Annotated in this window: 19 protein-coding genes; 6 read left to right on the forward strand and 13 right to left on the reverse strand. The window is 74.4% G+C overall.

The genetic code is table 11. The annotated features are described in order from the left end of the window. Positions 1–133: 133 nt before the first annotated feature. The 5 genes from panD to ACFVVL_RS27270 form a co-directional block, all read right to left on the reverse strand. The gene (gene panD, locus ACFVVL_RS27250; protein WP_380289531.1) at positions 134–511 is read right to left on the reverse strand and encodes an aspartate 1-decarboxylase; all 378 of its coding nucleotides are present in this window, start codon (positions 509–511) and stop codon (positions 134–136) included. Positions 512–881: 370 nt separating this feature from the next. Next, complete coding sequence (locus ACFVVL_RS27255; RefSeq protein ID WP_387679718.1) at positions 882–2,555, reverse strand: class I tRNA ligase family protein; 1,674 nt, start codon at positions 2,553–2,555, stop codon at positions 882–884. Beyond that, positions 2,552–2,905, reverse strand: coding sequence for a cupin domain-containing protein (locus ACFVVL_RS27260; RefSeq protein WP_380289535.1), 354 nt, complete (start codon positions 2,903–2,905; stop codon positions 2,552–2,554). Before ACFVVL_RS27260 ends, ACFVVL_RS27255 begins: the two co-directional genes overlap by 4 nt. Positions 2,906–3,013: 108 nt before the next feature. Beyond that, a complete protein-coding gene (locus tag ACFVVL_RS27265) occupies positions 3,014–4,258 on the reverse strand; it encodes an NAD(P)/FAD-dependent oxidoreductase (protein WP_380289537.1) in 1,245 nt (414 codons plus the stop codon). A 531-nt stretch (positions 4,259–4,789) separates the two neighbouring features. Then, a complete protein-coding gene (locus tag ACFVVL_RS27270; RefSeq protein ID WP_380289538.1) occupies positions 4,790–5,365 on the reverse strand; it encodes a TetR family transcriptional regulator in 576 nt (191 codons plus the stop codon). 354 nt (positions 5,366–5,719) lie between these two features. Between ACFVVL_RS27270 and ACFVVL_RS27275 the strand changes: the two genes are divergently transcribed. From ACFVVL_RS27275 to ACFVVL_RS27295, 5 genes are all read left to right on the forward strand, one after another. Next, on the forward strand, positions 5,720–6,784 hold the full coding sequence (locus ACFVVL_RS27275; RefSeq protein WP_380289540.1) for an IS701 family transposase: 1,065 nt from the start codon (positions 5,720–5,722) through the stop codon (positions 6,782–6,784). 246 nt (positions 6,785–7,030) lie between these two features. Next, positions 7,031–7,693: a hypothetical protein gene (locus ACFVVL_RS27280; protein ID WP_387679723.1), complete on the forward strand. Its 663-nt coding sequence runs from the start codon at positions 7,031–7,033 to the stop codon at positions 7,691–7,693. A gap of 44 nt (positions 7,694–7,737) precedes the next feature. Further along, positions 7,738–8,322 carry an RICIN domain-containing protein gene (locus ACFVVL_RS27285; RefSeq protein WP_380289544.1) on the forward strand — a complete coding sequence of 195 codons (585 nt, stop codon included), beginning with the start codon at positions 7,738–7,740 and terminating at the stop codon, positions 8,320–8,322. Positions 8,323–8,671: 349 nt separating this feature from the next. Next, the gene (locus ACFVVL_RS27290) at positions 8,672–9,070 is read left to right on the forward strand and encodes a hypothetical protein (protein ID WP_380289546.1); all 399 of its coding nucleotides are present in this window, start codon (positions 8,672–8,674) and stop codon (positions 9,068–9,070) included. Positions 9,071–9,472: 402 nt separating this feature from the next. Continuing rightward, positions 9,473–12,532, forward strand: a complete 3,060-nt coding sequence (locus ACFVVL_RS27295) for a BTAD domain-containing putative transcriptional regulator (RefSeq protein ID WP_387679728.1) — start codon at positions 9,473–9,475, stop codon at positions 12,530–12,532. A 91-nt stretch (positions 12,533–12,623) separates the two neighbouring features. Here the strand turns inward: ACFVVL_RS27295 and ACFVVL_RS27300 are convergent, their stop codons facing one another. The 6 genes from ACFVVL_RS27300 to ACFVVL_RS27325 all read right to left on the reverse strand — a co-directional run bounded on the left by ACFVVL_RS27300 (position 12,624) and on the right by ACFVVL_RS27325 (position 18,813). After that, the gene (locus ACFVVL_RS27300; RefSeq protein WP_387679731.1) at positions 12,624–12,818 is read right to left on the reverse strand and encodes a hypothetical protein; all 195 of its coding nucleotides are present in this window, start codon (positions 12,816–12,818) and stop codon (positions 12,624–12,626) included. Positions 12,819–12,967: 149 nt separating this feature from the next. After that, a complete protein-coding gene (locus tag ACFVVL_RS27305; RefSeq protein WP_387679734.1) occupies positions 12,968–14,392 on the reverse strand; it encodes an MFS transporter in 1,425 nt (474 codons plus the stop codon). A gap of 132 nt (positions 14,393–14,524) precedes the next feature. Beyond that, positions 14,525–15,808, reverse strand: a complete 1,284-nt coding sequence (locus ACFVVL_RS27310) for a dTDP-4-dehydrorhamnose 3,5-epimerase family protein (RefSeq protein WP_380289554.1) — start codon at positions 15,806–15,808, stop codon at positions 14,525–14,527. A 143-nt stretch (positions 15,809–15,951) separates the two neighbouring features. Then, positions 15,952–16,296 carry a hypothetical protein gene (locus ACFVVL_RS27315; RefSeq protein WP_380289555.1) on the reverse strand — a complete coding sequence of 115 codons (345 nt, stop codon included), beginning with the start codon at positions 16,294–16,296 and terminating at the stop codon, positions 15,952–15,954. Positions 16,297–16,482: 186 nt separating this feature from the next. After that, complete coding sequence (locus tag ACFVVL_RS27320; protein WP_380289557.1) at positions 16,483–17,400, reverse strand: LysR family transcriptional regulator; 918 nt, start codon at positions 17,398–17,400, stop codon at positions 16,483–16,485. 102 nt (positions 17,401–17,502) lie between these two features. Beyond that, on the reverse strand, positions 17,503–18,813 hold the full coding sequence (locus ACFVVL_RS27325; RefSeq protein WP_387679739.1) for an acetyl-CoA carboxylase biotin carboxylase subunit family protein: 1,311 nt from the start codon (positions 18,811–18,813) through the stop codon (positions 17,503–17,505). A gap of 120 nt (positions 18,814–18,933) precedes the next feature. Between ACFVVL_RS27325 and ACFVVL_RS27330 the strand changes: the two genes are divergently transcribed. Continuing rightward, the gene (locus ACFVVL_RS27330; protein ID WP_380289561.1) at positions 18,934–19,434 is read left to right on the forward strand and encodes a tetratricopeptide repeat protein; all 501 of its coding nucleotides are present in this window, start codon (positions 18,934–18,936) and stop codon (positions 19,432–19,434) included. A gap of 118 nt (positions 19,435–19,552) precedes the next feature. On the opposite strand, the gene ACFVVL_RS27335 is transcribed toward ACFVVL_RS27330, so the two are convergent. Both ACFVVL_RS27335 and ACFVVL_RS27340 read right to left on the reverse strand, forming a co-directional pair. After that, positions 19,553–19,813 carry a hypothetical protein gene (locus tag ACFVVL_RS27335; protein WP_387679742.1) on the reverse strand — a complete coding sequence of 87 codons (261 nt, stop codon included), beginning with the start codon at positions 19,811–19,813 and terminating at the stop codon, positions 19,553–19,555. Positions 19,814–20,161: 348 nt separating this feature from the next. After that, a complete protein-coding gene (locus tag ACFVVL_RS27340; protein ID WP_387679933.1) occupies positions 20,162–20,572 on the reverse strand; it encodes a peptidase inhibitor family I36 protein in 411 nt (136 codons plus the stop codon). Between the last annotated feature and the right edge of the window lie 546 nt (positions 20,573–21,118).

Consider the following 21,118-nt stretch of genomic DNA (forward strand, 5'->3'; position numbering starts at 1 on the left):
AACTTGTCGCGTGCGCAGCAGGACCCGGCCCCGGGGGCAGGCACCCGGCACACGCGGAAACGGGGGGTGGGGTGTCCTGCCCCCGGGGGCCCGGGGGGTTGCTGCTCCCGGCAGGGCGGGCGGGGGTGTGCGCTCAGGCGCTCAGCAGGGCCGTCTCGGTGATCTCGTTGGCGTCGTTGACGTGCACGACCCGGGACTTGAAGTCGGTGCGCTCCTCGTCGGTCAGCTGGGCGTAGCTGATGATGATGACCTTGTCGCCGGTCTGCACGAGGCGGGCGGCGGCGCCGTTGACGACGATGTGCCCGGCGGGCGGGTTGGGGGAGTCGTCGAGGATGGTGTAGGTCTCGAAGCGGGCGCCGTTGTTGACGTTGACGACGTGCACGAGTTCGTAGACGCCGATGCCGGCGGCTTCGAGGAGTTCGGGGGAGATGGTGATCGACCCGACGTAGTTGAGGTTGCTGTCGGTGACGGTCGCGCGGTGAATCTTGGAGTGCATGAAGGTGCGCTGCATGATGCGTCGATTCCCTTGCGGCGTGGGGTGTGCCGGTCGGCACGGGACAGGTGGGCGAAAGGACGAGGAAAACAAGGGGGGGGGCGGGCCTGCCGGCCCCGGCACCCGCCACCCCCCGGGGGGCCGGGCCACCCCCCCGGGGGGGGGCGGTTCGGGCATCCCGAAGGCACCCCCCGGGAGTTGGGCGTCCCGCGGGTGCCCCCCCGGGGATTCGGTTGTTCCGAGGGTGCCGCCGGAGGAGGGTTGGGCGTCCCGAGGGCGCCCCCGGGGGATTCGGTTGTTCCGAGGTTGCCCCCGGGGAGTTGGGCGTCCCGGGGGCACCCCCCCCGGTGGGTGTTCCGGGGGTGGTTCGGGTGTGCCCCGGGTGGGGTCAGGTGTTCTGGGGGGTGGGGGGCAGGGGGGCCGTGAGGCCGGCGAAGGGCGCCGGCGGGAGGCGGTCGAGGTCGGCGAGCAGGGGCGGGACGCCGGTGGTGGAGGGCGCGCCGAACGCGGTGGCGACCTGTTCGGCGAGGTCCGGGGTCACGGGCCAGGCCAGGGTGCGCAGCGTCCACAGGAATCGCAGGGCGCCGCTGGTCTCGGCGGGGTCCTCGGTGTCGAGGTCGGCGCAGCGCAGGGCGAGGACCTCCAGGTGCAGGGCGAGGGCCTCGGCGGCCTTGCGCACGGAGAACGTCTGCGTCTGGTAGGCCTGCTCGAAGCGCCGGCGGGTGGCGTGCAGGGCGGTGGCCCACCAGGCGGAGGGCTCGTGGTCGGCGCGGTGCCCGGCCAGGGCGGTGGTGAGGGTGGTGGCGATGGTCGCCAGCGGGGTGTCGAAACGGGCGGCGAGGGTGGCGGTGGCCACCGGCTCGCTGAACTCGGACTGCTGCAGTTCGGGGCTGGTCAGCGACAGCACGAAGCGGGTGCGGTCGCGTCCGTAGGCCTCCAGGAACTCCCCGGCCCAGCGCACGTCGCCCTTGCTGGTGGAGAACTTGCGGCCCTCCAGCAGGTAGTACTGGTTGGTGAGGGTGCGGGTGCGGGGCAGTTCGACCGGCAGGCCGTGGCGTGCGGCCAGCAGCGACAGGGCCACGTACACGAACGCGTTGTAGAAGCCGTTGTCGATGCCGATGAACTGCACCAGTTCCTCGACGTCCTCGCGCCGGTTGTCGCGGGCGCGCCGCAGCCAGTAGAGGTGGCCGACGTAGATCTCCGGCCAGGCGTTGACGGTCTGGGGCTCGGCGTCGGGTCCGTCCCAGTCGACCGCGATGCCCCAGGTGCCGGGGTAGGTGACGGGGATGTAGGGCAGCGGTGCGGCCAGGGAGCGGGTGACCACGTTCTCCAGGTCCGGGCGCAGGCGGATGTCGCTGGAGCGGTACCAGTGGGCGAGCAGCGAGCGGTGGCGTTCCAGGTCCAGGACCCAGATCGACACCTTCCGGGTGGGCAGCGCGTCCTCGCCCACCGCGAGCAGCGCGCCGGGCAGGTTGTACAGGCCGCACGCCTCGCAGACGCCGGCGCGGGCGTGGGCCAGGCAGGTGGGGCAGCGGCCGGTGACGAACGCCTCGGCGAGGTAGGTGCCGCTCTCCTCGTCGTAGGGCAGGTCCACCTCGCGGCGGTCGAACGCGCCGTGGCGCCACAGGTGGGTGAAGAAGTTCTTCACGAACGCGGTGTACTCGGCGTCGGGGCGCTCGAACAGGTCGACCTCCACGCCCGCGAGGGCGAGGGTCTTGGTGACGGCGTCGAAGGCCTGGCGGATCAGGGCCTCGGGTTCGGTGCCCAGGCGCCGGGCGGTGGTGACGACGTAGGTCTGGTTGTCGTCGGTGCTGGTGCCGAACGCCACGTCGTGGCCCTGGATCTTCTGGGCGCGGGCGCACACGTCGCTGCCCAGCACCGGCCCGGCCAGGTGTCCCAGGTGCAGGTCCCCGTTGGGGGTGGGCGGGGAGAACGTGACGTCCACACGCCGGCGCCGCCCACCCCCGCCCGCCCCGCCGCTTCCCACGGAGCCGCCCGCCGAGCCGCCCGCGGCGCCGTCCGCGCCGCTGTGCGGGGTGTCGTGCGCGGTGTCGCCGCTCACGCGTCCTCCCCGGGTCCGGCGGGCTGCAGCCAGTAGATGCTGACGAAGGTCAGCGCCTGCTCGTCGCTGTCGTTGGTGACGATGTGGTTGGTGCCGTGGGGGATGTAGATGACGTCGCCGGGCACCACCTCGCGTTCCTCGGTGCCCACCCGCGCGCGCCCGTGGCCGCTGACGAAGATGAACGTCTCGTCGGTGTCGTGGCCGTGCGGGGTGCTGGACTCCTGGGGCCTGATGGAGCACAGGGTGCTGTTCCAGGGCGGGGTGACGACGCCCTCCCACGGGTAGAGCTGGCGGATGTCGCACCCGTTCTTGCGGATCTGTTCGTCACCGGAGGCGGTCTTGACGTGCATGGGGTGTCTCCTCTCGTGAGTGCTGCGCGTCCCGCGCCCGCAAGGAGGGCCGGCGCGGTGCCCGGGTGCGCCGCGGCACGGGGGTGCCGGGGCCGCCCGGGGGGCGGGTCATCCCAGGGCGAAGAGGCGCTCGATGACCTCGGGTTCGAAGGACTCGGCGGGCACGTGGAAGGGGCCCTTGAAGGTGGCCAGGCGCGAGCCCGCCAGCAGCGGGTCGGTGGGCCACACCTCGGCGTAGGCGCGGCGGCGGGCCACGCCGCGGGGGGTGAAGGTCAGGTTCATCATGGTGCGCACCGAGGCGGAGATCCGCAGGCGGTGCATGCGGATCTCGCGTTCGCGGGTGTAGGGCTCGAAGGTGCCCGGCCCCCAGGAGGGCGAGGCGCGCAGCGCGTCGCGCACCATGCGCGCGTCGCGCAGTGCGATGGACAGGCCCTGGCCGATGACCGGGTCGGTCCATCCGGCCGCGTCCCCGAGCAGCACGGCGCCCGGTGCGCTGGGCGCGTCCGCCCACGCGTCGTTCATCGGGTAGAACGCGCAGACCGCGCTCGGGGTGCAGGAGGCGAACATCTCGTTGTCGGGCAGGCAGTCGAGCCGGAAGGCCCGCAGGAAGTCGCTGTGGCGCTCGGGGCCGGAGAAGCGGCCCTTCTGGGCGACGTCGTGCAGCAGGTACAGCCGGGCCCGTCCGCCCTCGCGGGGGAAGACGAAGTACAGCACGTCGCCCTCGGTGCCCACGGAGGTGACGTTCACCGGCCAGGCGTGCAGGTCCTCCACCAGCATGCCGCCGCCCAGCGAGTTCGCCGGGGTCTGGGTGAGGCCCAGGCCCAGCTGGCGGCGCACGGTCGACATCCGCCCGTCGGCGCCCGCCACCAGGCGGCAGTCCACCTCGTACTCCTGGTCGTTGTACTCGTAGCGCACGCCAGGGTGCGCGCCGGCGCTGACGATGACGTCGCCCACGCCCTTGACGACGGTGGCCCCGGCCTGGCGGGCGGCCTGCGACAGTGCCTCGCAGGCCTGCGGGTGGCCGACGTCCAGGACGCCGCGGATTCCCGGGAGCAGCCGGTCCAGGTGCAGGGCGTTGGCGCGGGCGGTTTCGGGGGTGACGATTTCGTCGAATCCGATGAACCGGTCGACGTAGGTGCCGCCGGCCTTGAGAATGCACTCCTCCAGGCCGAGTTCGAGGAGTTCGGCGACACCCCAGCAGTTGATCACCTCGCCGCGGACCTTGTCCCGGTAGACGGCCTGCCGCTCCAGGAGCAGCACATCGAGGCCGTCGCCGGCCAGGGCGGCGGCGAGCGCGGATCCGGCGATCCCGCCACCGACGATGACCACGTCCATGCGTTCGGCTTTCGCCATGGAATCCTCCTGGATAAATGAATGCAGGCATGCCGGACAGGGCTGAGGATTAGTCAGCCGGACGCGCTGGTCGCGAGTTCGTGGTGGATGGAATCCTCGCCGCCGCGGCAGGCGGGGACGAGACGAGGACGTGACACTCGTCGTCCACTTTGGGTCATCGCGCGCATTTTCCGGGCCCGCGCCCGGGGGTGCGGCGCCATTGCGGCCACGGCAATGCGCAGGGGTCGTGCGCGGGCGCTCGGGTCCCGCCGGCCACACGGTTCTCCGCGCGTTGCGCCCGCCCCCGCCCGGGCCCCGCCCGCCCCGCGCACCCGCACCCGGGCGCCGCCCGCCCCGCCCCCCGGCATCCGCCCGCCCCGCATCCACCCGCCCCGACCCGCCCGCACCCGGCGCCCGGCCACCTGGCCCCCGGCCGGCCGCACCCGGCGCCCGGCCCCCGGCCCGTGCCCGCAACCCGGCCTCCCGGCCCCCGGGTTCAGCCGCCCGGCGCCCTGCGGCCCGCGCCCGCCGGCCTTGCCCGGGCGCCCGCGCTCACACCCCGCGCTCGGCGCAGATCCCCGGCAACGCGATCCCCCAGATCTGCTGCACCTGCTGCACGGCGTCCGGACGCCCCGTGCCCCCCAGCGCCGCCCGCGTCCGGTCCTCGGCGCCCGTGAGCAGGTAGGACACCAGCGCCGCCAGCGCCGCCGGCGAGGTACCGACCCGCAACTGACCCGCGTGGTGCGCGTGGTCGGCCAGCCGGCTGACCGTCGGCAGCCACGACGCCGACAGGCTCAGCCGCCCCTCGGGACGCTCCCGCGTGAGCCGCGCGGCCGAACGCACCGCGATGTCGTCCTCCAGCAACCCCGCCAGACGCATCGTCAGCTCCACGATCAGATCCAGCGCCGGGGCCGGGCGCGCCGTCACCCGCTCCACCGCGGCGCGAACGGCACTGCGCCCCAGATCCTGCACGGCGTCCGCCAGTTCACCCTTGGAACCGAAGTGGAAGGTGAGCGCACCGGTGGTGATGCCCGCCGCTTTGCACACCTGCAGCATGGACGTGCCCGCATAGCCGTGCCGGTCGAACTCCGCGGCGGCTGCGTGTACCAGGGCGATTCGGGTTCGCACTGCTCGTTCCTGCATCTGATGACTCCGAGGGGCATTGGGCGGTCGCACGGTCGGGCGGATGGGAATTCTGCGAGGCGAGCGCCGCCGTCGCGGCGGGTACCGGGAGGACGGCGCGAAGCAACCGCCTCGTGTGCTGAGTGAACCAGCAACACGGTGCCGCGGACGCAGAGCGGCCACATCGGATTGGGAATCCCGGAATCCGCTGCTGGCCGATTCCCCCTGCATCCGGCGTCTTGACCTCGATATGACGTCGATTTGACCGGGTGTTCTTTGTCCGGTTCCTGGACTCCGGAAACATCGTCAGCTCAATTATTCTTGGCGGCAGGAGACGTGCTTCGAGGGGGAAGGGTACCAATGCTGCCGCACTGCCCTGTTGCCACTGTTCCGCCACATCCCACCGACCGGCTGTCCGCCTTCGCGGACGTCCTGTTCGTCCACCTGCAGCGCGCCGACCAGCGCCGCCGCGGCCACGCCTACCTCCACGGACTGCTCACCGCACCGGGCAAGAAGACGGTCCGCCACCTGGCCGCCGCCGTCACCGACTCCCCGACCGCCTCGCAGTCCCTGCAGCAGTTCGTCAACTCCAGCCCCTGGCCCTGGGAACCGGTACGCCGCGAACTGGCCCGCTGGGCCGAGGCCCACCTGCGCCCACGGGCGTGGACGGTGGTCACCACCGTCGTGCCCAAACGCGGGGACCACTCCTGCGGAGTGCACCGGCGCTTCGTCCCCCAACTCGGACGCACCGTCAACTGCCAGGTCGGCACCGGCCTGTTCCTGGCCGGCCCCACCGCCGCCGTCCCCGTCGACTGGCGCCTGCACCTGCCCCAGGAATGGTCCCTGCCGAGCCTGCGCCGACGCGCCCGCGTGCCCCGCGACGCCCCCGGCCAGCCGATCTGGGCCGACACCTTCGACATGGTCGAACGCCTCAAACGCTCCGGCATCGCCCCCGCCCCCATCGTCGCCGACCTGCGCGACAGCAAGGAGACCGCCGGCCTGCTGCGCCTGCTGACCCACCACTGCCACGACTTCGTGCTCGCCGTGCCCGGCGTGTTCGCGGTCCTGCCGCTCGACGAGACCGGACGCGACCTGCCCGCCGCCGCCTGCGTCTCCCCACCGGGCGTGCGCCACACCCTGGTACGCCTGCCCTCCGCCGCCGGCGCCCGCGCCCGCGAGACCTACCGCCTGTTCACCGACCCGCGCTACCCCACCGTCGTGTGGATCACCAACCTGGTGCGCCGGCGCCCCGAGGACCTCCTCGCCCTCGTCTCCTGTCACGCCGGCACCGGCGAGGCGGTACGCGAACTGACCCAGGACTTCGGCCTTCAGGACTTCGAGGGCCGCTCCTACCCGGGCTGGCACCACTACATGACCCTGATGTCCGCCGCCTACGCCTACCGCACCCTCGCCGACACCGGCTGAACACCCCGCCCGGCCCCCCCTGCCCGGCCCCCTGCCCGGCCCCCTGCCCGGCCCCCGCCCGGGCTCCGCCCCAGGCCGCGCCCGGCCCGGCCCGCCGGCCCGGGCGCCCGCGAGCGCCCCCGCCGTTTGCCCGTGCTCCGCCACAAACGCCCCTCAGGAACGTGGGATGGAAAGCCCGCCGCGCCGTGGCCGAGGATTTCCGGTAGTTCGCAGCGGACCGTTCCCCCTAACCGCAGGGAGACCCTCGTGAGCACCTCACCCACCCCCACCCCCACCCCCGCCCGCAGGCGCCGGCGCGCCGCGCCGGCCACCGCCCTCGCCGCGGCCCTGACGCTCGCCGGCCTCGGACTGGGCGCCGTACCGGCCCACGCCACACCGCCGCCCGGCCCCGCCTGCAACCCCGACGTCGAGAGGATCTGGGACGACATCACCTCCGCCACCGTCAAACCGGTCATCACCGAGTTCATCGGGTTCAACGTGGCCCCCGGAACGACCGGCCGCCAGACCCAGACGATGCGCGAGCAGACCACCATCAACACCAGCATCAACAACAACACCGAGTTCAACTCCAGCTACAAGTCCACCCTCTCCGAGGTCGGCGTCAAGGTCGGGTTCTCGGTCTCCACCGAACGCAGCACCACCCGCACCACCGAGCGCACCCAGAGCTTCGACATCAACGTGCCCGGCTACTACGGCCTCTACCGCGGCGTCCTGGAGGTCTCCGGCGAGTGGGCCCGCTACCTGTGCGCCCGCTCCGGCCCGGGCACCGGCTACTGGGTCAACTCCAGCTCGACCGGCAAGGGCCGCTACGTCACGTTCGGCGACGCCGAGCTGGGCACGGTGGAGTGCACGCAGTACATGCCCCCCGGCACGGTCCGGTGGGCGGCCCAGCGCAAGATCTGCCCGTGACCCGGGCCCCGTCAGGCGAACCGACCAGGAGGCAAGGACACACCATGGCCAGGACCCGGCACAGGAACAGCCCCGCCCGGCGCATCGGCGCCGTCCTCGGCGCCACCGTCACCGCCGCCGCGCTGATGACCGTCGCGGCTCCCGCCGCCTCGGCGTCCGACCCGATGGACGGCTACAGCTGCGAGGGCGGCGGGTACCGCATCTTCACCCCCACCAAGTACGGCAGCAACGAGAACCTGGTGCTCGACGTGTCCAAGAGCCGCGACGACCACGGCTCCATCGTCCAGTACCGCTGGAACGGCGCCGCCAACCAGCAGTTCCAGGTCTGCAGCCGCCAGGACCCCAACGACCCGAACGCCAAGTTCTACAAGTTCAAGGACCACATGCGCTGGTGGTGCCTGGCCATCGACCGCGGCGCCGCCGGCGACGGGGTCTGGCTGATCACCGAGGAGTGCAACTGGGACGCGCGCGAGGTGTTCTGGGGCAAGACCGTCCCGGGCACCGGCCTGACCGCCTTCCAGGCCCAGAACAGCAACGGCTGGCTGGTCGTCCAGGGCGGCGGCGAGGGGGACCACATCGTCCAGATGCAGTTCCAGGCCGACCTGTTCCGGTTCGACAAGGTCTGGTAACCGCTGACACCCACGGGAGGGGACGGCCCGGAGCCGGGCAGCCCCCGGGCCGACCCCTCCCCACCCCGCCCCACCCCGGGCCGGCCCACCCCACCCCGGGCCGGCCCCACCCCGCCCCCTTCCTGACGCGCCCCGCCGGCCCGCCACGGCACCGTTCCCGAACGCCCGTTCGCCCCCGAAGGGCCGTCAACACCACTTCCACGAACGGGCGTTCGGCCCGTGGCGGCCCTGCCCGCAGGTGCCCGTGCGGTTGGCGGCAACCCGGGACACGGGCGGCGAAGTGGGGGATGATGGACGCTGCCCGGGGCGGGGAGTGTGCCGGGACGGAATGCGGGGCAAGGGGCGGGGCATGGAGATCACCACCACCAACGCGGGACTCATCGACGGCGCCTGGCCGGAACTGCTGCCCGACCGGCGCCCGGTCCTGGTGGTGCCCGCCCCGGTGGCCGGCCCCCTGCGGGTCGAGGAAGGCTGGTCACGGCAGGCGGGCTTCCCCGAGGACGGCCCCGCGCCGGGCTGGTCCGTCACCGCCGCCGCACCCCGCCTGACCGTGCACCGCCCCAGCGGGGAGACCTGGCTCGACACCTCGATCATGGCCGGGCGCGAATGGTGGCGCGCGCTGCGCTCCCAGGAGGTCCTGCTGCTGGTGACGGGACCCTTCACCGGCGTGTTCGACCTGCGCCCCGCCGCCGAGGCCGGCGCCCTCGCCGTCCTGGCCGTCGACGCCGCCTTCACCACCGTCGCCTGACCGCCCCCGCGACCCCACCCCGGCGCCGCCCGGCCCGCGCCCACGCACCGCCCGGCCCGCGCCCCGCCGCCGGGAACACCGCCCGGCCCGCACCCCCTCCGCGCCCTGTCCTTCCGCGCCGTCGGCCGCCGCGTCTTTCTCCCGGGCCGTCGGCCGCCGCGCCGTTGGCTTCCGCGCCCCTTTTTTTCCTTCCGTGCCCGGCCCGCCGCGGCCCTTGGCGGCGCGGCCCAAGCGCCCCTTTCCCTCGTTCGCGGACGACCCCAGACTGGAACCCGCGGGCCCGCACAGGTCGACCGCCTATCGTGACACGGCGGGGCCGAACCGATGCCCGGCACCTGGAAAGGGGATTGGGGGAAACGGGTGGGGGCACAGCGGACGCTTCACTTTCTCGTCCTGGGCACGGTGGAGGCCTGGCACGGCGAGCGGCGGCTGCCGCTCGGCGGACCGGTCCAAGAACGCGTCCTGGTGACACTCCTGCTGGAGAACGGCCGGGTGGTGCCGGTGGCCCGCCTCGTCGAGGCGGCCTGGGGCGAGGTGCCGCCCTCCAGCGCGGAGCACCAGGTCCGCAAAGCGGTCTCCGACCTGCGCCGGCGCCTGCCGGACGGCGCCGCGGTCATCGTCACCGACGGCCCGGGCTACCGCACCGACACCGCCGCCTTCGCCCTGGACCTGACCCGCTTCACCGACGCCCTGCGCACCGCCCGCCAGGCCCTCGCCCACGAACGCGCCGAGGACGCGCTCACCGCACTGTCCGGCGCACTGGCCCTGTGGCGCGGACCGGTCATGGCCGGACGCGGCAGCCCGGTGATCGACGCCGCGGCCACCGCCTGGAGCGAACGGCGCCTGACCGCCGCGGAACAGTACTTCCACCTGCGCCTGGCCCGCGGCGACAGCGGCGAACTCGTCGGCGACCTGCGGGCCCTGATCTGCGACCACCCGCTGCGCGAAACCCTGCGCGGCCACCTCATGCTGGCCCTCTACCGGGCCGGACGCGCCGCCGAGGCCCTGGAGGAGTACGGAACGGTACGCGCCCTGCTCGCCGAGGAACTCGGCACCGACCCCGGCGGGCCCCTGACCGCCCTCTACGAACGGATCCTGCGCGCCGACCCGGGCCTGGACACACCACCACCCACCCCCACCCCCACCGCGAAACCCACCCCCGCGCCCGCGCCCGACCCCGATGCGGCCCCGCGCGCCCGCGCGATCCGCACCCTGCCCTACGACCTGGCGGACTTCACCGGCCGCGACACCGAAGTGCGCCACCTGCTGGAACGCGCCCGCCACGACAGCGACGACAGCACCCGCGTCATCGCACTCGACGGCATGGGCGGCATCGGCAAGACCGCGCTCGCCGTCCACGTCGCCCACCGCCTCGCCCCCCACTACCCCGACGGCCAGCTCCACATCGACCTGCGCGGCTTCACCCCGGGCGAAGAAGCGCTGCAACCCGCCGCCGCCCTGGAGAGCCTGCTGCGCACCCTGGCCCCCCACGAGGACCACCTGCCCGGCCGGGTGGAGGAACGCTCCCGCGCCTGGCGGGCGGCCCTGGCCGGGCGGCGCGTCCTGCTCCTGCTGGACAACGCCGCCGACAGCGCCCAGGTGCTGCCGCTGCTGCCCGCCTCACCCGGCTGCCTGGTCCTGGTCACCAGCCGCGCCCGGCTGATGGACCTGGACAGCGCCGAATGGCTCTCCCTGGGCATGCTGGCCCCCGAGGACAGCAGAGCCCTGCTCACCCGCACCCTGGGAGCCGAACGCGCGGGAGCCGAACCCGAAGCCGTCGACCGCCTCGGCGAACTGTGCGGGCAACTGCCCCTGGCCCTGCGCATCACCGCCTCCCGCCTGCGCAACCGGCCCCGCTGGTCGGTGCGCCACCTCGTCGAACGCCTCGGCCAGGAGACCCGGCGCCTGGACGAACTCAGCGCCGGACAGCGCAGCGTCACCGCCACCCTCGAACTGTCCTACCAGGCACTGAACGCCCCGCAGCGCACCGTCTTCCGCCTGCTGGGCCGCCACCCCGCCGCGGAGATCGACATCTGGTCCACCGCGGCCCTGGCCGCCATCCCCGCCCGCGAGGCCGAAGCCGTCCTGGAACACCTCCTCGACGCCCACCTGCTGCTCCAGCACACCCAGGACCTCTACAGCATTCACGACCTGGTGCGCAGCTTCGCACGCTCCCTGAGCACCACGGACGACGACGCCGGGGACAACAGCGACGGCGACGACGACCGCGACGGCGACGGGGACGACGGCGGCGAGGGGGAGGGCGCGGGCGCGGTGCGGCGGCTGCTGTCCTACTACCTGAGCGCCACGCAGGCCGCCTGCGTGACACTGTTCCCCGACCGGCTGCGCTTCGAGGACGGCCCCCGCCCGCCGGCGGCGCAACTGCCCCCGTGGAACGCCCCCGAGGACGCGCTCGCCTGGTTCGACCGCGAACACCACGCGATCCGCTACTGCCTGGACCAGGACGGCGACACCGCCGACCCGCACCAGATCCTGCACCTGTCGCGCAACCTCGCCTTCTACTTCTACATGCGCAGCCGCGTCGAGGAACAGGTCGAACAGGGCCTCGTCGCCGTGCGCGCCGCCCGGCGCCTGGCCGTCCCGCACCTGCTGAGCCTGAGCCTGAACAACCTCGCCGTCGCCCGCTGGCGCTGCGGGCAGTTCACCGACGGCATCGCCTGCGCCGTCGAGGCCCTCGACATCTCCCGCGCCTGCGGCGACCGCCAGCAGGAAGCGATCGGCGTGGGCCGCCTGGGCCTGCTGCACAGCGCCCTCGGCAACCTTCCCACCGCCCTGTCCTTCCTCGAACAGGCGGTCGTCCTGCGCCGGGAGACCGGCGACGAGGTCGGCGAGGGCGAGAGCTGGACCAACCTCAGCTCCGTCTACCGCTGGCTGGAACGCTTCCCCGACGCCGCCGACGCGGCCCTGCGCGCGGTGCGCCTCAACCGGCAGATCGGCGCCCGCGACAACGAGAAGATCGCCCTGATCGAACTGGCGGCGACCCGGCTGTGCACCGACGACCCCGCCGGCGCCCTCGACAGCCTCCAGCAGGCCCTGGCCCTGGGGGACGAGACCCGCCGCGCGGAGAACCACGCCCTGGCCCTCGCCTACACCGCCGAGGCCCGCCAGCTGCTGGGCGAACGCACCGGCGTCCTGGCCTGCGCGCAGCGCGCCCTGGACCTGGTCGCCCGCTGCGACGCCCGCCTGCGCCAGGCCGAGGTGGAGAACATCGCCGCCCGGGTCCATCGCAGGAGCGGCGACGCGACCCGGGCCCGGCACCTGCACACCAGCGCCCTGGCCCACTGCGAGGCACTCGGCTACCGCGTCGAATCGGCGGGCGCCCTGGCCGGCCTCGCCCGCGCCTGCGCCGACCTGGGACAGGACGCCGCCGCCGACGCGTACCTGCGCCGCGCCCGCCGGCTGTTCGAGGAGATCGGCATGCCCGCCACCCGGCACTGCTGACAACCACCCGAACCGGCCCCGGCCCGCGGCCCCGGCCCGCGGGGATCGCGGGAACCCGCGGGCCCGGAGCCGGGGCCGCGGGCGCCTGCCCCTAGACCGTGCCCCCCGCCCCCGCACCCGCCCCCGCGCCCGGGTGCACGGGCTTGGGCGTCGAAGGCCCCTCGTCACCCGCCACCACCACGGCGGTGCGCTGCCCGGGCGCCGGAACCGGCGGGGCGAACCTGTCGCCGGCGAACGTGACCGTCAGGACCACGAGCCCCGCCACCACGACTGCCCTGCTGCGCATGTCCCACCCCTTTTGTCCTCGCTGCGCCGGGGTCTTCCGGCGGATTCGATCCTGGGGCGGGGCGTTCCCGAATCGCTCCTCATCCCTTCCTCGCCCCCGCACGGCGCCCCGCCCCAGGGGGGGCGGGGCGCCGTGCGGGGAGCGGGCGTTCAGGACAGTGCGGCCGGCGCGGGCTCGGGCGCCGCGCCGAGGTCCGCACCGGCGCGGTCCGTCGCGGGGGTGTCCGGGCCCCCGCTGCCGGTGGCGGTGGCGGTGTCGTCGTCGTGGGTCTGCTGCGCGGTGGCGGCGGCGGATCCCGGCAGGACGACCCAGCGCAGGGTGGCGAGGGTGAGCAGGACGGGGAGCACGCCGCCCAGGACGAACAGCCAGACGGTGAAGGCCCGTCCGGCGCTGACGCCGGCGAGCAGCGCGGACAGCGGGACCAGGGCCAGCGATCCGAGCCAGTCGATGCTGATGACCCGTCCCCTGACGGCGCTCGGGACCGAGGACTGCACGAGGGTGGACCAGTACACGTTGCCGACGGTGGAGCAGAACCCGTAGACGGCGCCCAGGGGCAGCAGCATCCAGAAGGAGGGCAGGAAGACCATCAGGGCCAGCGGGGCGGCCCCCGCGGTCCAGGCCAGCAGCATCCAGCGGGGGTAGGTGCGCGGCGGGGTGCGGGAGCCGACGAGGAAGGAGGCCACGACGGCGGCGATGCCGGTGACGGCGATGAGCAGCCCGTAGTCGCGGGCGTCGCCGCCCATGTCGTTGTGGATCAGGAACGGCATGAGGACCTGGCGCGGGCCCGACTGGAGCAGCAGCACCAGGCCGGACCAGACGATCAGCACCCACAGCCAGCGCTCGCCGCCCAGGTAGCGCAGGGCCTGGCGGTAGGGGACCGGGGCGCCGTCCGGTGCGGGCGCGGGGGTGTCCGTGGCCCCGCCCGCCGTGCCCGTCCCCGCCCCCGCACCGGCCTCCGCCCCCGCTCCCGCACCGGTGCGGGTGTCGGTGCGGATCGCGGCGACGCATGCCAGCGCGACGCCGAAGCTGGCCGCGTTCACCAGGATGATGCTGAGGGCGTCGAACAGCGAGATGAGCAGGCCGCCGATGGCGGGGCCGATCATGCGCACGGCCAGGGAACGCACGATCGACTCCAGGGCGTTGGCCGCGTGGAGGTCCTTGTCGGGCACGAGGTCGGGGGTCGCGGCGTCGGCGGCCGGCCCGCTGATCGCGGCGGCGGCGCCCAGGACGAACGCCGCCGTCACGAGGTGCCAGATCTCCACCCGGCCCAGCGCGTGGACGGCGCCGAGCGCGCCGAGCGTGGCGCACGCGGCGGCGAACGACCAGGCGATCACGGCCTTGCGGGGGAAGCGGTCGGCGAGCGCGCCGCCGATCAGGACGCACGAGATCAGGCCCGCCGCCTCGGCGCCCACGACCATCGACAGGTCGGAGCTGGTGCCGCCCAGTTCCATCGCCACCCACGGCAGGGCGACCAGCCAGACGCCGTCGCCCAGCATGCTGACGACGAACGACAGGAAGAGCAGACGGTAGTTGCGGTGCCGCAGCGGGGCCGTGGACCGGGACAGGGCCGACATCTGGGGGTTCCTCACTCCTGAAAGGGCCGGGGACGGCCGCGCAGGGCCGGGGGAGAGGGGGTGCGGGGGGACGGGCTGCGCCGCGGGCGTGAGCGCCTCTCGCGCCCACGCCCGCGGCGTGCTCGGGTGCCGTCAGGCGGCGGGGACCTTCCTGCGCAGCGCGACGCGGACCTGCGAGCCGTCCTCGCGCTTGATCATCATCACGGCGGGGGTGGCGTGGGTGACGGGCATGGCGCGCAGCTGCTGCTGGTCGGCGACGCGCTCCTCGTAGTACTGCGGGCCGGCGGGCACGGTGTTGGCGCGCAGCGCCGGCAGCGGGCGCCGGGCGAGCGGCCAGTCGGTGACGTCGTTGCCCGGCAGGTACGGGCTGCCGTCGGCGGGCAGCAGGGTGCGCGGCCGGTTCAGGGTGTAGACGTTCTCCAGGTGCTCGAAGGCGTGGCCCACCCCGGGGGGGATCACCAGGTAGCGTTCCGGGTCGGGGAAGAACGTGTGGGTGACGTCGGCGCCGTAGGTGGGGGAGTCGACCCGGGTGTCGATGAGGTGCAGGGTCACCTCCTGGTCGCGGGGGCCGACGAACGTCAGCCGGTCCTCCTGCCCGAGGTGGATGCCGTACGCGTCGTGCGTGTACGAGGTCTCGCCGTGGTCGATGAAGTACAGCGGGTGGCGGTCGAGCAGCGCCGAGAACCCGGACTCGGGGCCGCTGGAGATGACCGGGTGGCGCACCCAGCCGAGGCCGAACACGCTGTCCAGCGACTCCCAGTTCTTCTTCTCGTTCTTGGGGAGCATCTTGCGCAGCTCGACGCGGCGCACGGTGCCGTCCGCCAGGCGCACGTCCCGGGTGATGGGGTACTCGTAGGACACCTTGGGGATGACGTCCCTCTGCTGGGCGGCGACCAGGTCGTACCACAGCTCGCTCGCGGGGTGCGTGTTGGGCCGGTAGAGGGGGAGTTCCTCGTCGGTGACGTTCAGCGGCAGGTTGATGATGTCCGCGTCCGGCTGCCAGTCGAGGGTGCCGCGCACCCACTGCTCCGGGTCGGGCAGGAACAGCTCGTAGGTGTTGACGGTGTTGACGAACTCCAGGCCGTCGAAGGTGTGCGCCACCCCCGGCGGGATGTACAGCGCCCGCTGCGAGCCGGGCGACCAGGTGTGCCGCTCGCGCATGCCGGCGGTGGGCGAGCCCTCGCGGCAGTCGATGAAGTGCCCGGTGATCGTGCCGGTGCCGGGGCCCAGGAACGTCAGGACGTCGGCCTGCCCCAGGTGGATCCCGTAGTGTCCGTAGCTGAATTCCGTTTCACCGTGGAAGACCAGCGTCACCGGCCGCAGGGTCGGAAAGGGGACGACATAGGAATCGTTCCCGTTCTCGATCCGCCAGTTCTTTCGCCAGCACAGTCCGTCGATGGAGAACGACTCGTTCACAACAGTCCTCTTCCTTCCCTTTTTCTTTCCCTTTTTCTTTCCCGGTGCCGGGGGTGGCCGGCCGGGAGGGGCGGGCCGGGCCGGCCCGGGGGCGCCGTGCGGCGCCCCCGGGGCCGAGCCGGTGCCGTGGCGTGCGCCGCGGGTCAGCCGAGGATCTCGACCTCGTACCCGGCGGCCTCGGCGGCGGCGCGCAGGTCCTCCAGGGAGGTGGTGGGCAGCTCGTCGAAGACCTCCATGACGGCGGCCTGCTTGATGCCGCCCAGCGAGGCGGACAGGCGGGTGGCCTGGTCGGCGTCCACGAACTTGTTGAACGCCAGGTTCGTCAGCAGGGTCTGCAGCGCCTCGTCGCCGGAGGCCGCGGCCTCGCGCAGCTTGGCCAGGGTCTCGTCGCCCACCGCGCTCCAGTCGGCGTCGAACTGGGCGCCGCCGGCGTACAGGCCGTCCAGCATCTGACGGGCCTCGGTGGTCGTGATCGCGTTGCTGTTCATGGTCGACTCCTTCTTCCCGGGTGCGGTTGCGGTTTCCCGCCCTTTTTCCGGCGGCCCGCGCTGTTGAATGAATTCCACCAGCCGCCGCACCGGGTGGTCAACGAACCACTCATTCGCTGTTCCGAAGCCGGGCCATCGGACATTGCGATGACCCCCGGGAATTCGGGCGGGAATTCCGGCGCCCGCTCAGGCCGCGGCCAGGTCCTGTTCCTGGAGCAGGAAGGCGCTGACCTGCTCGATGAACAGCCGCATCTCCCGGGTCAGGGGGGTGCGCGGGCGCCGCACGAGCTGGGTGTGGACCTCCACGGGCGGGCGCCAGGCCAGCGCCGCCAGCCTGCCCGCCGCGAGGTCCGCCTCCACCGACACCCTCGGCAGCAGCCCGACGACGAGCCCGGCCGCCGCCCACCGCTTGGTCTCCTGCGCGCTCCCGCACTCCAGCACCGCCACCGCCGCGCCCGGCCCGCGCGCCGGGCCCCGCACACCCGCACCCCCCGGGTGCCGGCGCCCGCTGCCCGATTCCGGGGCGAGGACCGGCACCTCCCGCAGGTCCGCGCCGGTGATCCGGGCCCGGCGCGCCAGGTCGTGACCGGGGCTGACGACCGCCACCAGGGGCTCGGGGCCCAGCACCTCGCTCTCCAGCCCCTCGTGGCGCACCCGCTCGCAGGTCAGCAGGCCGAGGTCGACCCTGCCCTCGCGCAGGTCGTGCAGGATCTGGGAACCGGTGGCGATCTGCGGGGCGAGGTGCAGCCGCGGGTAACGGTGGCGGAAGTACTCGAAGAGCGGCGCCAGGCGGTAGGCGGCGAGCGAGTCCATGACCCCCACCGCCAGGCGCCCCGACGGCTCCCGGGGACCGGCCGCGGCGACGAGCGCCTCGTCGGCCAGCGACAGCAGCCGCTCGGCGAACGGCAGCAGCCGTTCACCGGCCAGGGTGAGCCGCACCCTGCGCCCGGCGAGCCGCTCGAACAGGGCCACCCCCACCGAGTTCTCCAACGCCCTGATCTGCCCGGTCACGGTCGACTGCGCGTAATTGAGTTCGGCCGCCGCGCCGCTGAAACTCAGCAACGTGGCAGCGCGGTGAAAGGTCGTGAGCTGGCGAATGTCCACGTGTCGTCCGTCCTGCGCGCGATGAGGCGCGGCTGTTCTCGTCGACTGTCTGCATCGTCACTTCCCGGCCCGCGGCCGGCCCCGCCAGGAGCGGGCGCACCCTCAGGTCACCTCCCGGCCCACCCCCGCCAGCCGCGCCCGGGCGGCCGCCAGATGCCCCAGCGCCTGGCGCGCACCCGCACCCACCACCGCCACCAGGCCGTGCCCGTGCGCCGCACACCCGGGCGACACCCCCCGCCCCGCCACCTCCACCCCGGCCACGCACGGCAGTTCCCGCACCCCGGCCAGCACACCCGCACCGAACCCGCCCCCGGCACCGAACCCGGCGAACCCGCCCCCGTCGAACCCGCCCCCGTCGGACCCGCCCCCGGCACCGTCCCCGGCACCGTCCCCGGGCGGGCCGCACACGAGACCGACCACCGCGCTGCGCCCCGCCGGCACGGCAGCCGGCACCTCGCCGGTGAGCGCCCGCAGCGCCGCCTCCTCCAGATCGGCGCCGCCGGCCAGCCGCACCAGCCGCGCCGCGTGGTCCGCGCGGTCGAGCCCGGGCCGGCAGGCCAGGACCCGCGGCGTGCCCCCGGGGCCGTGCACCACCGTCGTGCGCACCGCCCCGTTCTCGAACCCCGCGAGGTCCAGCACCGCGCACACCGCGGAGCGGATCGCCGCCTCGTCACGGCCGGCCAGCGGAGCGGGGTACAGGTGCGTGGTCGTCACGAAGTGCGGCGGGCCCGTCGTTTCGAGCGCGATGATGCCGAGGACCTGGTGCATCCCGTCCACGCTGAGCGTCTCCACCGCGTACTGCGGGCCCGGCAGGTACTCCTCGACGACGAACGGCTCCTGCCCGCCGCCGCCCTGCCCCAGCCGCCACCGGCCCACCTCCCGCTGCCCGCGCAGCAGTTCGGCCCGGCGCGGCCCGCCCGGCCGGGCCGACCTGACCACGACCGCCTGCCCGCCGAAACCGGCGACGGCCCGCTCGACCCCGGCGCCGCCGTACGCCCGCCTGGCCCGCACCCGCAGCCGCGGATGGGGGCTCAGCAGCGCCCGCAGCGCCCCGCGGTCGGTGAGCACCTCCACCGTGTGCGCCGGGTTGACCGCCACCCCCGCGTCCTGGGCCGCCGCGAACACCGGCCCGGCGGTGCGCACCCCTCCCAGGTTCAGCACGTGCGCGATCCCGTGCTCCCGCACGGCGCACGCCACCGCGCCCCGCACGGCCGGCGCGTCACCGGTGTCGACCAGCAGCAGGCCCCGCGAACGCCCGGCCACCTCCCGCAGGTGCGCGCCGCCGCGCCGCCCGCGGTCCGCGAGCGACCACACGAGGAACCCGGCGCGCGCCGCCCGGCGCAGCAGCTCCGGCGACGGTTCCACCACCAGCACCCGCTGAACGCCCGACACCGCGCCCGGCACCCCGCCCATGGGTCCGCCCCTTCCCGTTCACGGCAACTGCGCCGAGTATCGAAACGACGCTTCCCCTTTCGTTCCCCCCGCCTTCCCGGCCGGTGAGAAGCCGCCCCGGCGCTCTGCGACGATGTGCGCATGAGCACACAGACCAAGGAAGACGCCCTGTCGGAAGTCGCCCGGCTGCGCGACGAGGAGCGCTTCGAGGAAGCCCGCGCCCGGCTGCTGGAGCTGTCCGCGCGCTTCCCGCACGACGCCGAAATCGCCTACATCACCGCATCGGTCCACGACCGGATGGGCCTGGAGGCCGAGGCCGTCGCCTTCTACGAACGCAGCCTCGCCGGCACCGGCCTGTCGGAGGAGGACCACCGCGGCGCCCTCCTCGGCCTGGGCAGCACCTACCGCGTCCTCGGCCGCTACCCCGAGGCGGTCGACACCCTGCGCGACGGCGTGCGCCGCCACCCGCACGACGGCGCCCTGCGGACCTTCCTCGGCATGGCCCTGTTCAACGTCGGCGACCACCACGGCGCGATGAGCCTGCTGCTGGACCTGCTCGCCACCACGAGCGAGGACCCGGACGTGCGGCGCTACCGCCGGGCCATCGAGTTCTACGCGAAGGACCTGCACCACACCGCGTGAGAAGCGCTCGCAGCGGAGCCACCCCCTCCGCTGCGACGCCCACCCCGCCCACCGGCCGGACCGGGCCCGCGGAGCCGCCGCGCCCGCTCACGGCCGGCACGCGCGCCCGGGCAGCAGATCACGGGGCCGCTACCGGGCGGGCCGGCCCGGCGGGGGAGAACCCGGCGGCCCGGGGACGGCCGGCCCGGCGCACCCTCTCCCCGAAGCCGACGTCCGGGGAGGACGGGAAACCGCGCCCGCGGCGGCCCGCGGCACCCGGGACGCCCTCGACGGCCACGTGGAAACCGTCGTCCGGGGCGTGACGCGCGACCAGGCCGAGCAGGCCGATGCTCGCCGCCCCGGCCGCGTCGCGCTCCCGCAGCACGGTACGACGCGGCACATCCCGCCCCACCACCACCCAGCCCCGCCCGAGGGACGGCGCGCCGCCGCGCGGCGATGCCCGACGCTCCCGGCACCGCCGGGCCCGCGCACCACCACCGGCACACTGCGCGCCCGCCCCGTCGTCCCCGCCGGCGCGCACCACGGATCCCGCGGCCGGCCGGGGCCGTGCCACTGCGCGGCGCGTTCGGCGCGTTCGGCGCGGACGAGGCCGCGCGGCCACCGCACCCCGCCGCCCCTCCACGCGGCCACACGGGGGGCCGGGGCCCGCGCGCGCTCCCCGAACGCGGGGGCGGCCCCCGTGCGCCGGGATCCCGGCGCACGGGGACCGCCCCCGGCCGCCGACCGGCTACTGCGGCCTGAAGGAGCGGATCTGGTAGGTGCCCTGGAGGTTGCCCTGGCCGCCGGCGAGGGTGGATCCGACCCGGTCGTGGTAGTTGGTGCTCGTGTAGTACTGGACGCGGTGCTCGGTGCGGTTGCGCACCGAGCGCACGTTCTGGCCGTCACGGATGAACGGGCACCCGGCGGCGGTGTCCGTGATCGAGGAGGACCCCTCGGCCGGCCACCAGCACCGCCGGCCCTCGCCGTTGTAGTCGCTGAAGATGCAGAAGTTGCCCGTGGGGCAGTCGTCGTACGACCGCACGCTCTCCCGCGCCCCGCCCCCGGCCGGGCCCCCCGTACCGGCGGCCGCCGCCGGGGCGAACCCGAGGGCGGCGGCGATCGTGCCGGCCGCGAGCGCGAACGCGACGCGTCGGATCATCATGTCGTCTGTCCTTCCGGGACGGTGGGCGGAAACCCCGCACGGGAGATCACCACTGGTAACGCCATGGAAGCCCACGGTGACGACACCGGGCAAGCCGTACGCACCCCCACCACCCGGCGCACAGAAGCCCACCACCCCTCACCCCCCTCCTCCCCGCCCCGGGCGCACACCCCCCGCCCCGGCGCACCCGGCTCACGCACACAGGGAAAGGGGGAAGCCGGGCGCCGACCCGGGAACAGGAGCGGCGGCCGCGCCGGCGAACTCGACGTCGAATTCACCGGCATCGAAGCCATCGACGTCCAGTACCGAGCCCCACCCACCCCGCAAACCGCGGCGACGAGCGGCCGCCCCGGCCGGCCGGCCCGAGCCGACCGCTCGCACCACCCCTCGCACGGGCCCGGCCCTCTCCGGAGACCGCCGCCGGGGCCGACGTCCCCGGTGGGGCGGGAGAGGGCCGAGTGACGGCACGGCCGGCGGATGACCGAAACCCTCCGCTCCAGCAACTCATCTGGCGCGTCTGCGCGTTGACCGCGCCGCTGCGCC

Origin of the sequence: Kitasatospora sp. NPDC058115 (assembly GCF_042884635.1) — a bacterium.
In the GTDB taxonomy this organism is placed as follows: Bacteria; Actinomycetota; Actinomycetes; order Streptomycetales; family Streptomycetaceae; genus Kitasatospora.

Bases quoted from the DNA above. Each gene is read 5' to 3' on its own strand.
- ACFVVL_RS27265 (WP_380289537.1), bottom strand. From the start codon at position 4,258: ATGGCGAAAGCCGAACGCATGGACGTGGTCATCGTCGGTGGCGGGATC.
- ACFVVL_RS27290 (WP_380289546.1), top strand. From the start codon at position 8,672: ATGGAGATCACCACCACCAACGCGGGACTCATCGACGGCGCCTGGCCG.
- ACFVVL_RS27330 (WP_380289561.1), top strand. From the start codon at position 18,934: ATGAGCACACAGACCAAGGAAGACGCCCTGTCGGAAGTCGCCCGGCTG.
- ACFVVL_RS27325 (WP_387679739.1), bottom strand. From the start codon at position 18,813: ATGGGCGGGGTGCCGGGCGCGGTGTCGGGCGTTCAGCGGGTGCTGGTG.
- panD (WP_380289531.1), bottom strand. From the start codon at position 511: ATGCAGCGCACCTTCATGCACTCCAAGATTCACCGCGCGACCGTCACC.
- ACFVVL_RS27285 (WP_380289544.1), top strand. From the start codon at position 7,738: ATGGCCAGGACCCGGCACAGGAACAGCCCCGCCCGGCGCATCGGCGCC.
- ACFVVL_RS27275 (WP_380289540.1), top strand. From the start codon at position 5,720: ATGCTGCCGCACTGCCCTGTTGCCACTGTTCCGCCACATCCCACCGAC.
- ACFVVL_RS27300 (WP_387679731.1), bottom strand. From the start codon at position 12,818: ATGCGCAGCAGGGCAGTCGTGGTGGCGGGGCTCGTGGTCCTGACGGTC.
- ACFVVL_RS27340 (WP_387679933.1), bottom strand. From the start codon at position 20,572: ATGATCCGACGCGTCGCGTTCGCGCTCGCGGCCGGCACGATCGCCGCC.
- ACFVVL_RS27260 (WP_380289535.1), bottom strand. From the start codon at position 2,905: ATGCACGTCAAGACCGCCTCCGGTGACGAACAGATCCGCAAGAACGGG.
- ACFVVL_RS27305 (WP_387679734.1), bottom strand. From the start codon at position 14,392: ATGTCGGCCCTGTCCCGGTCCACGGCCCCGCTGCGGCACCGCAACTAC.
- ACFVVL_RS27315 (WP_380289555.1), bottom strand. From the start codon at position 16,296: ATGAACAGCAACGCGATCACGACCACCGAGGCCCGTCAGATGCTGGAC.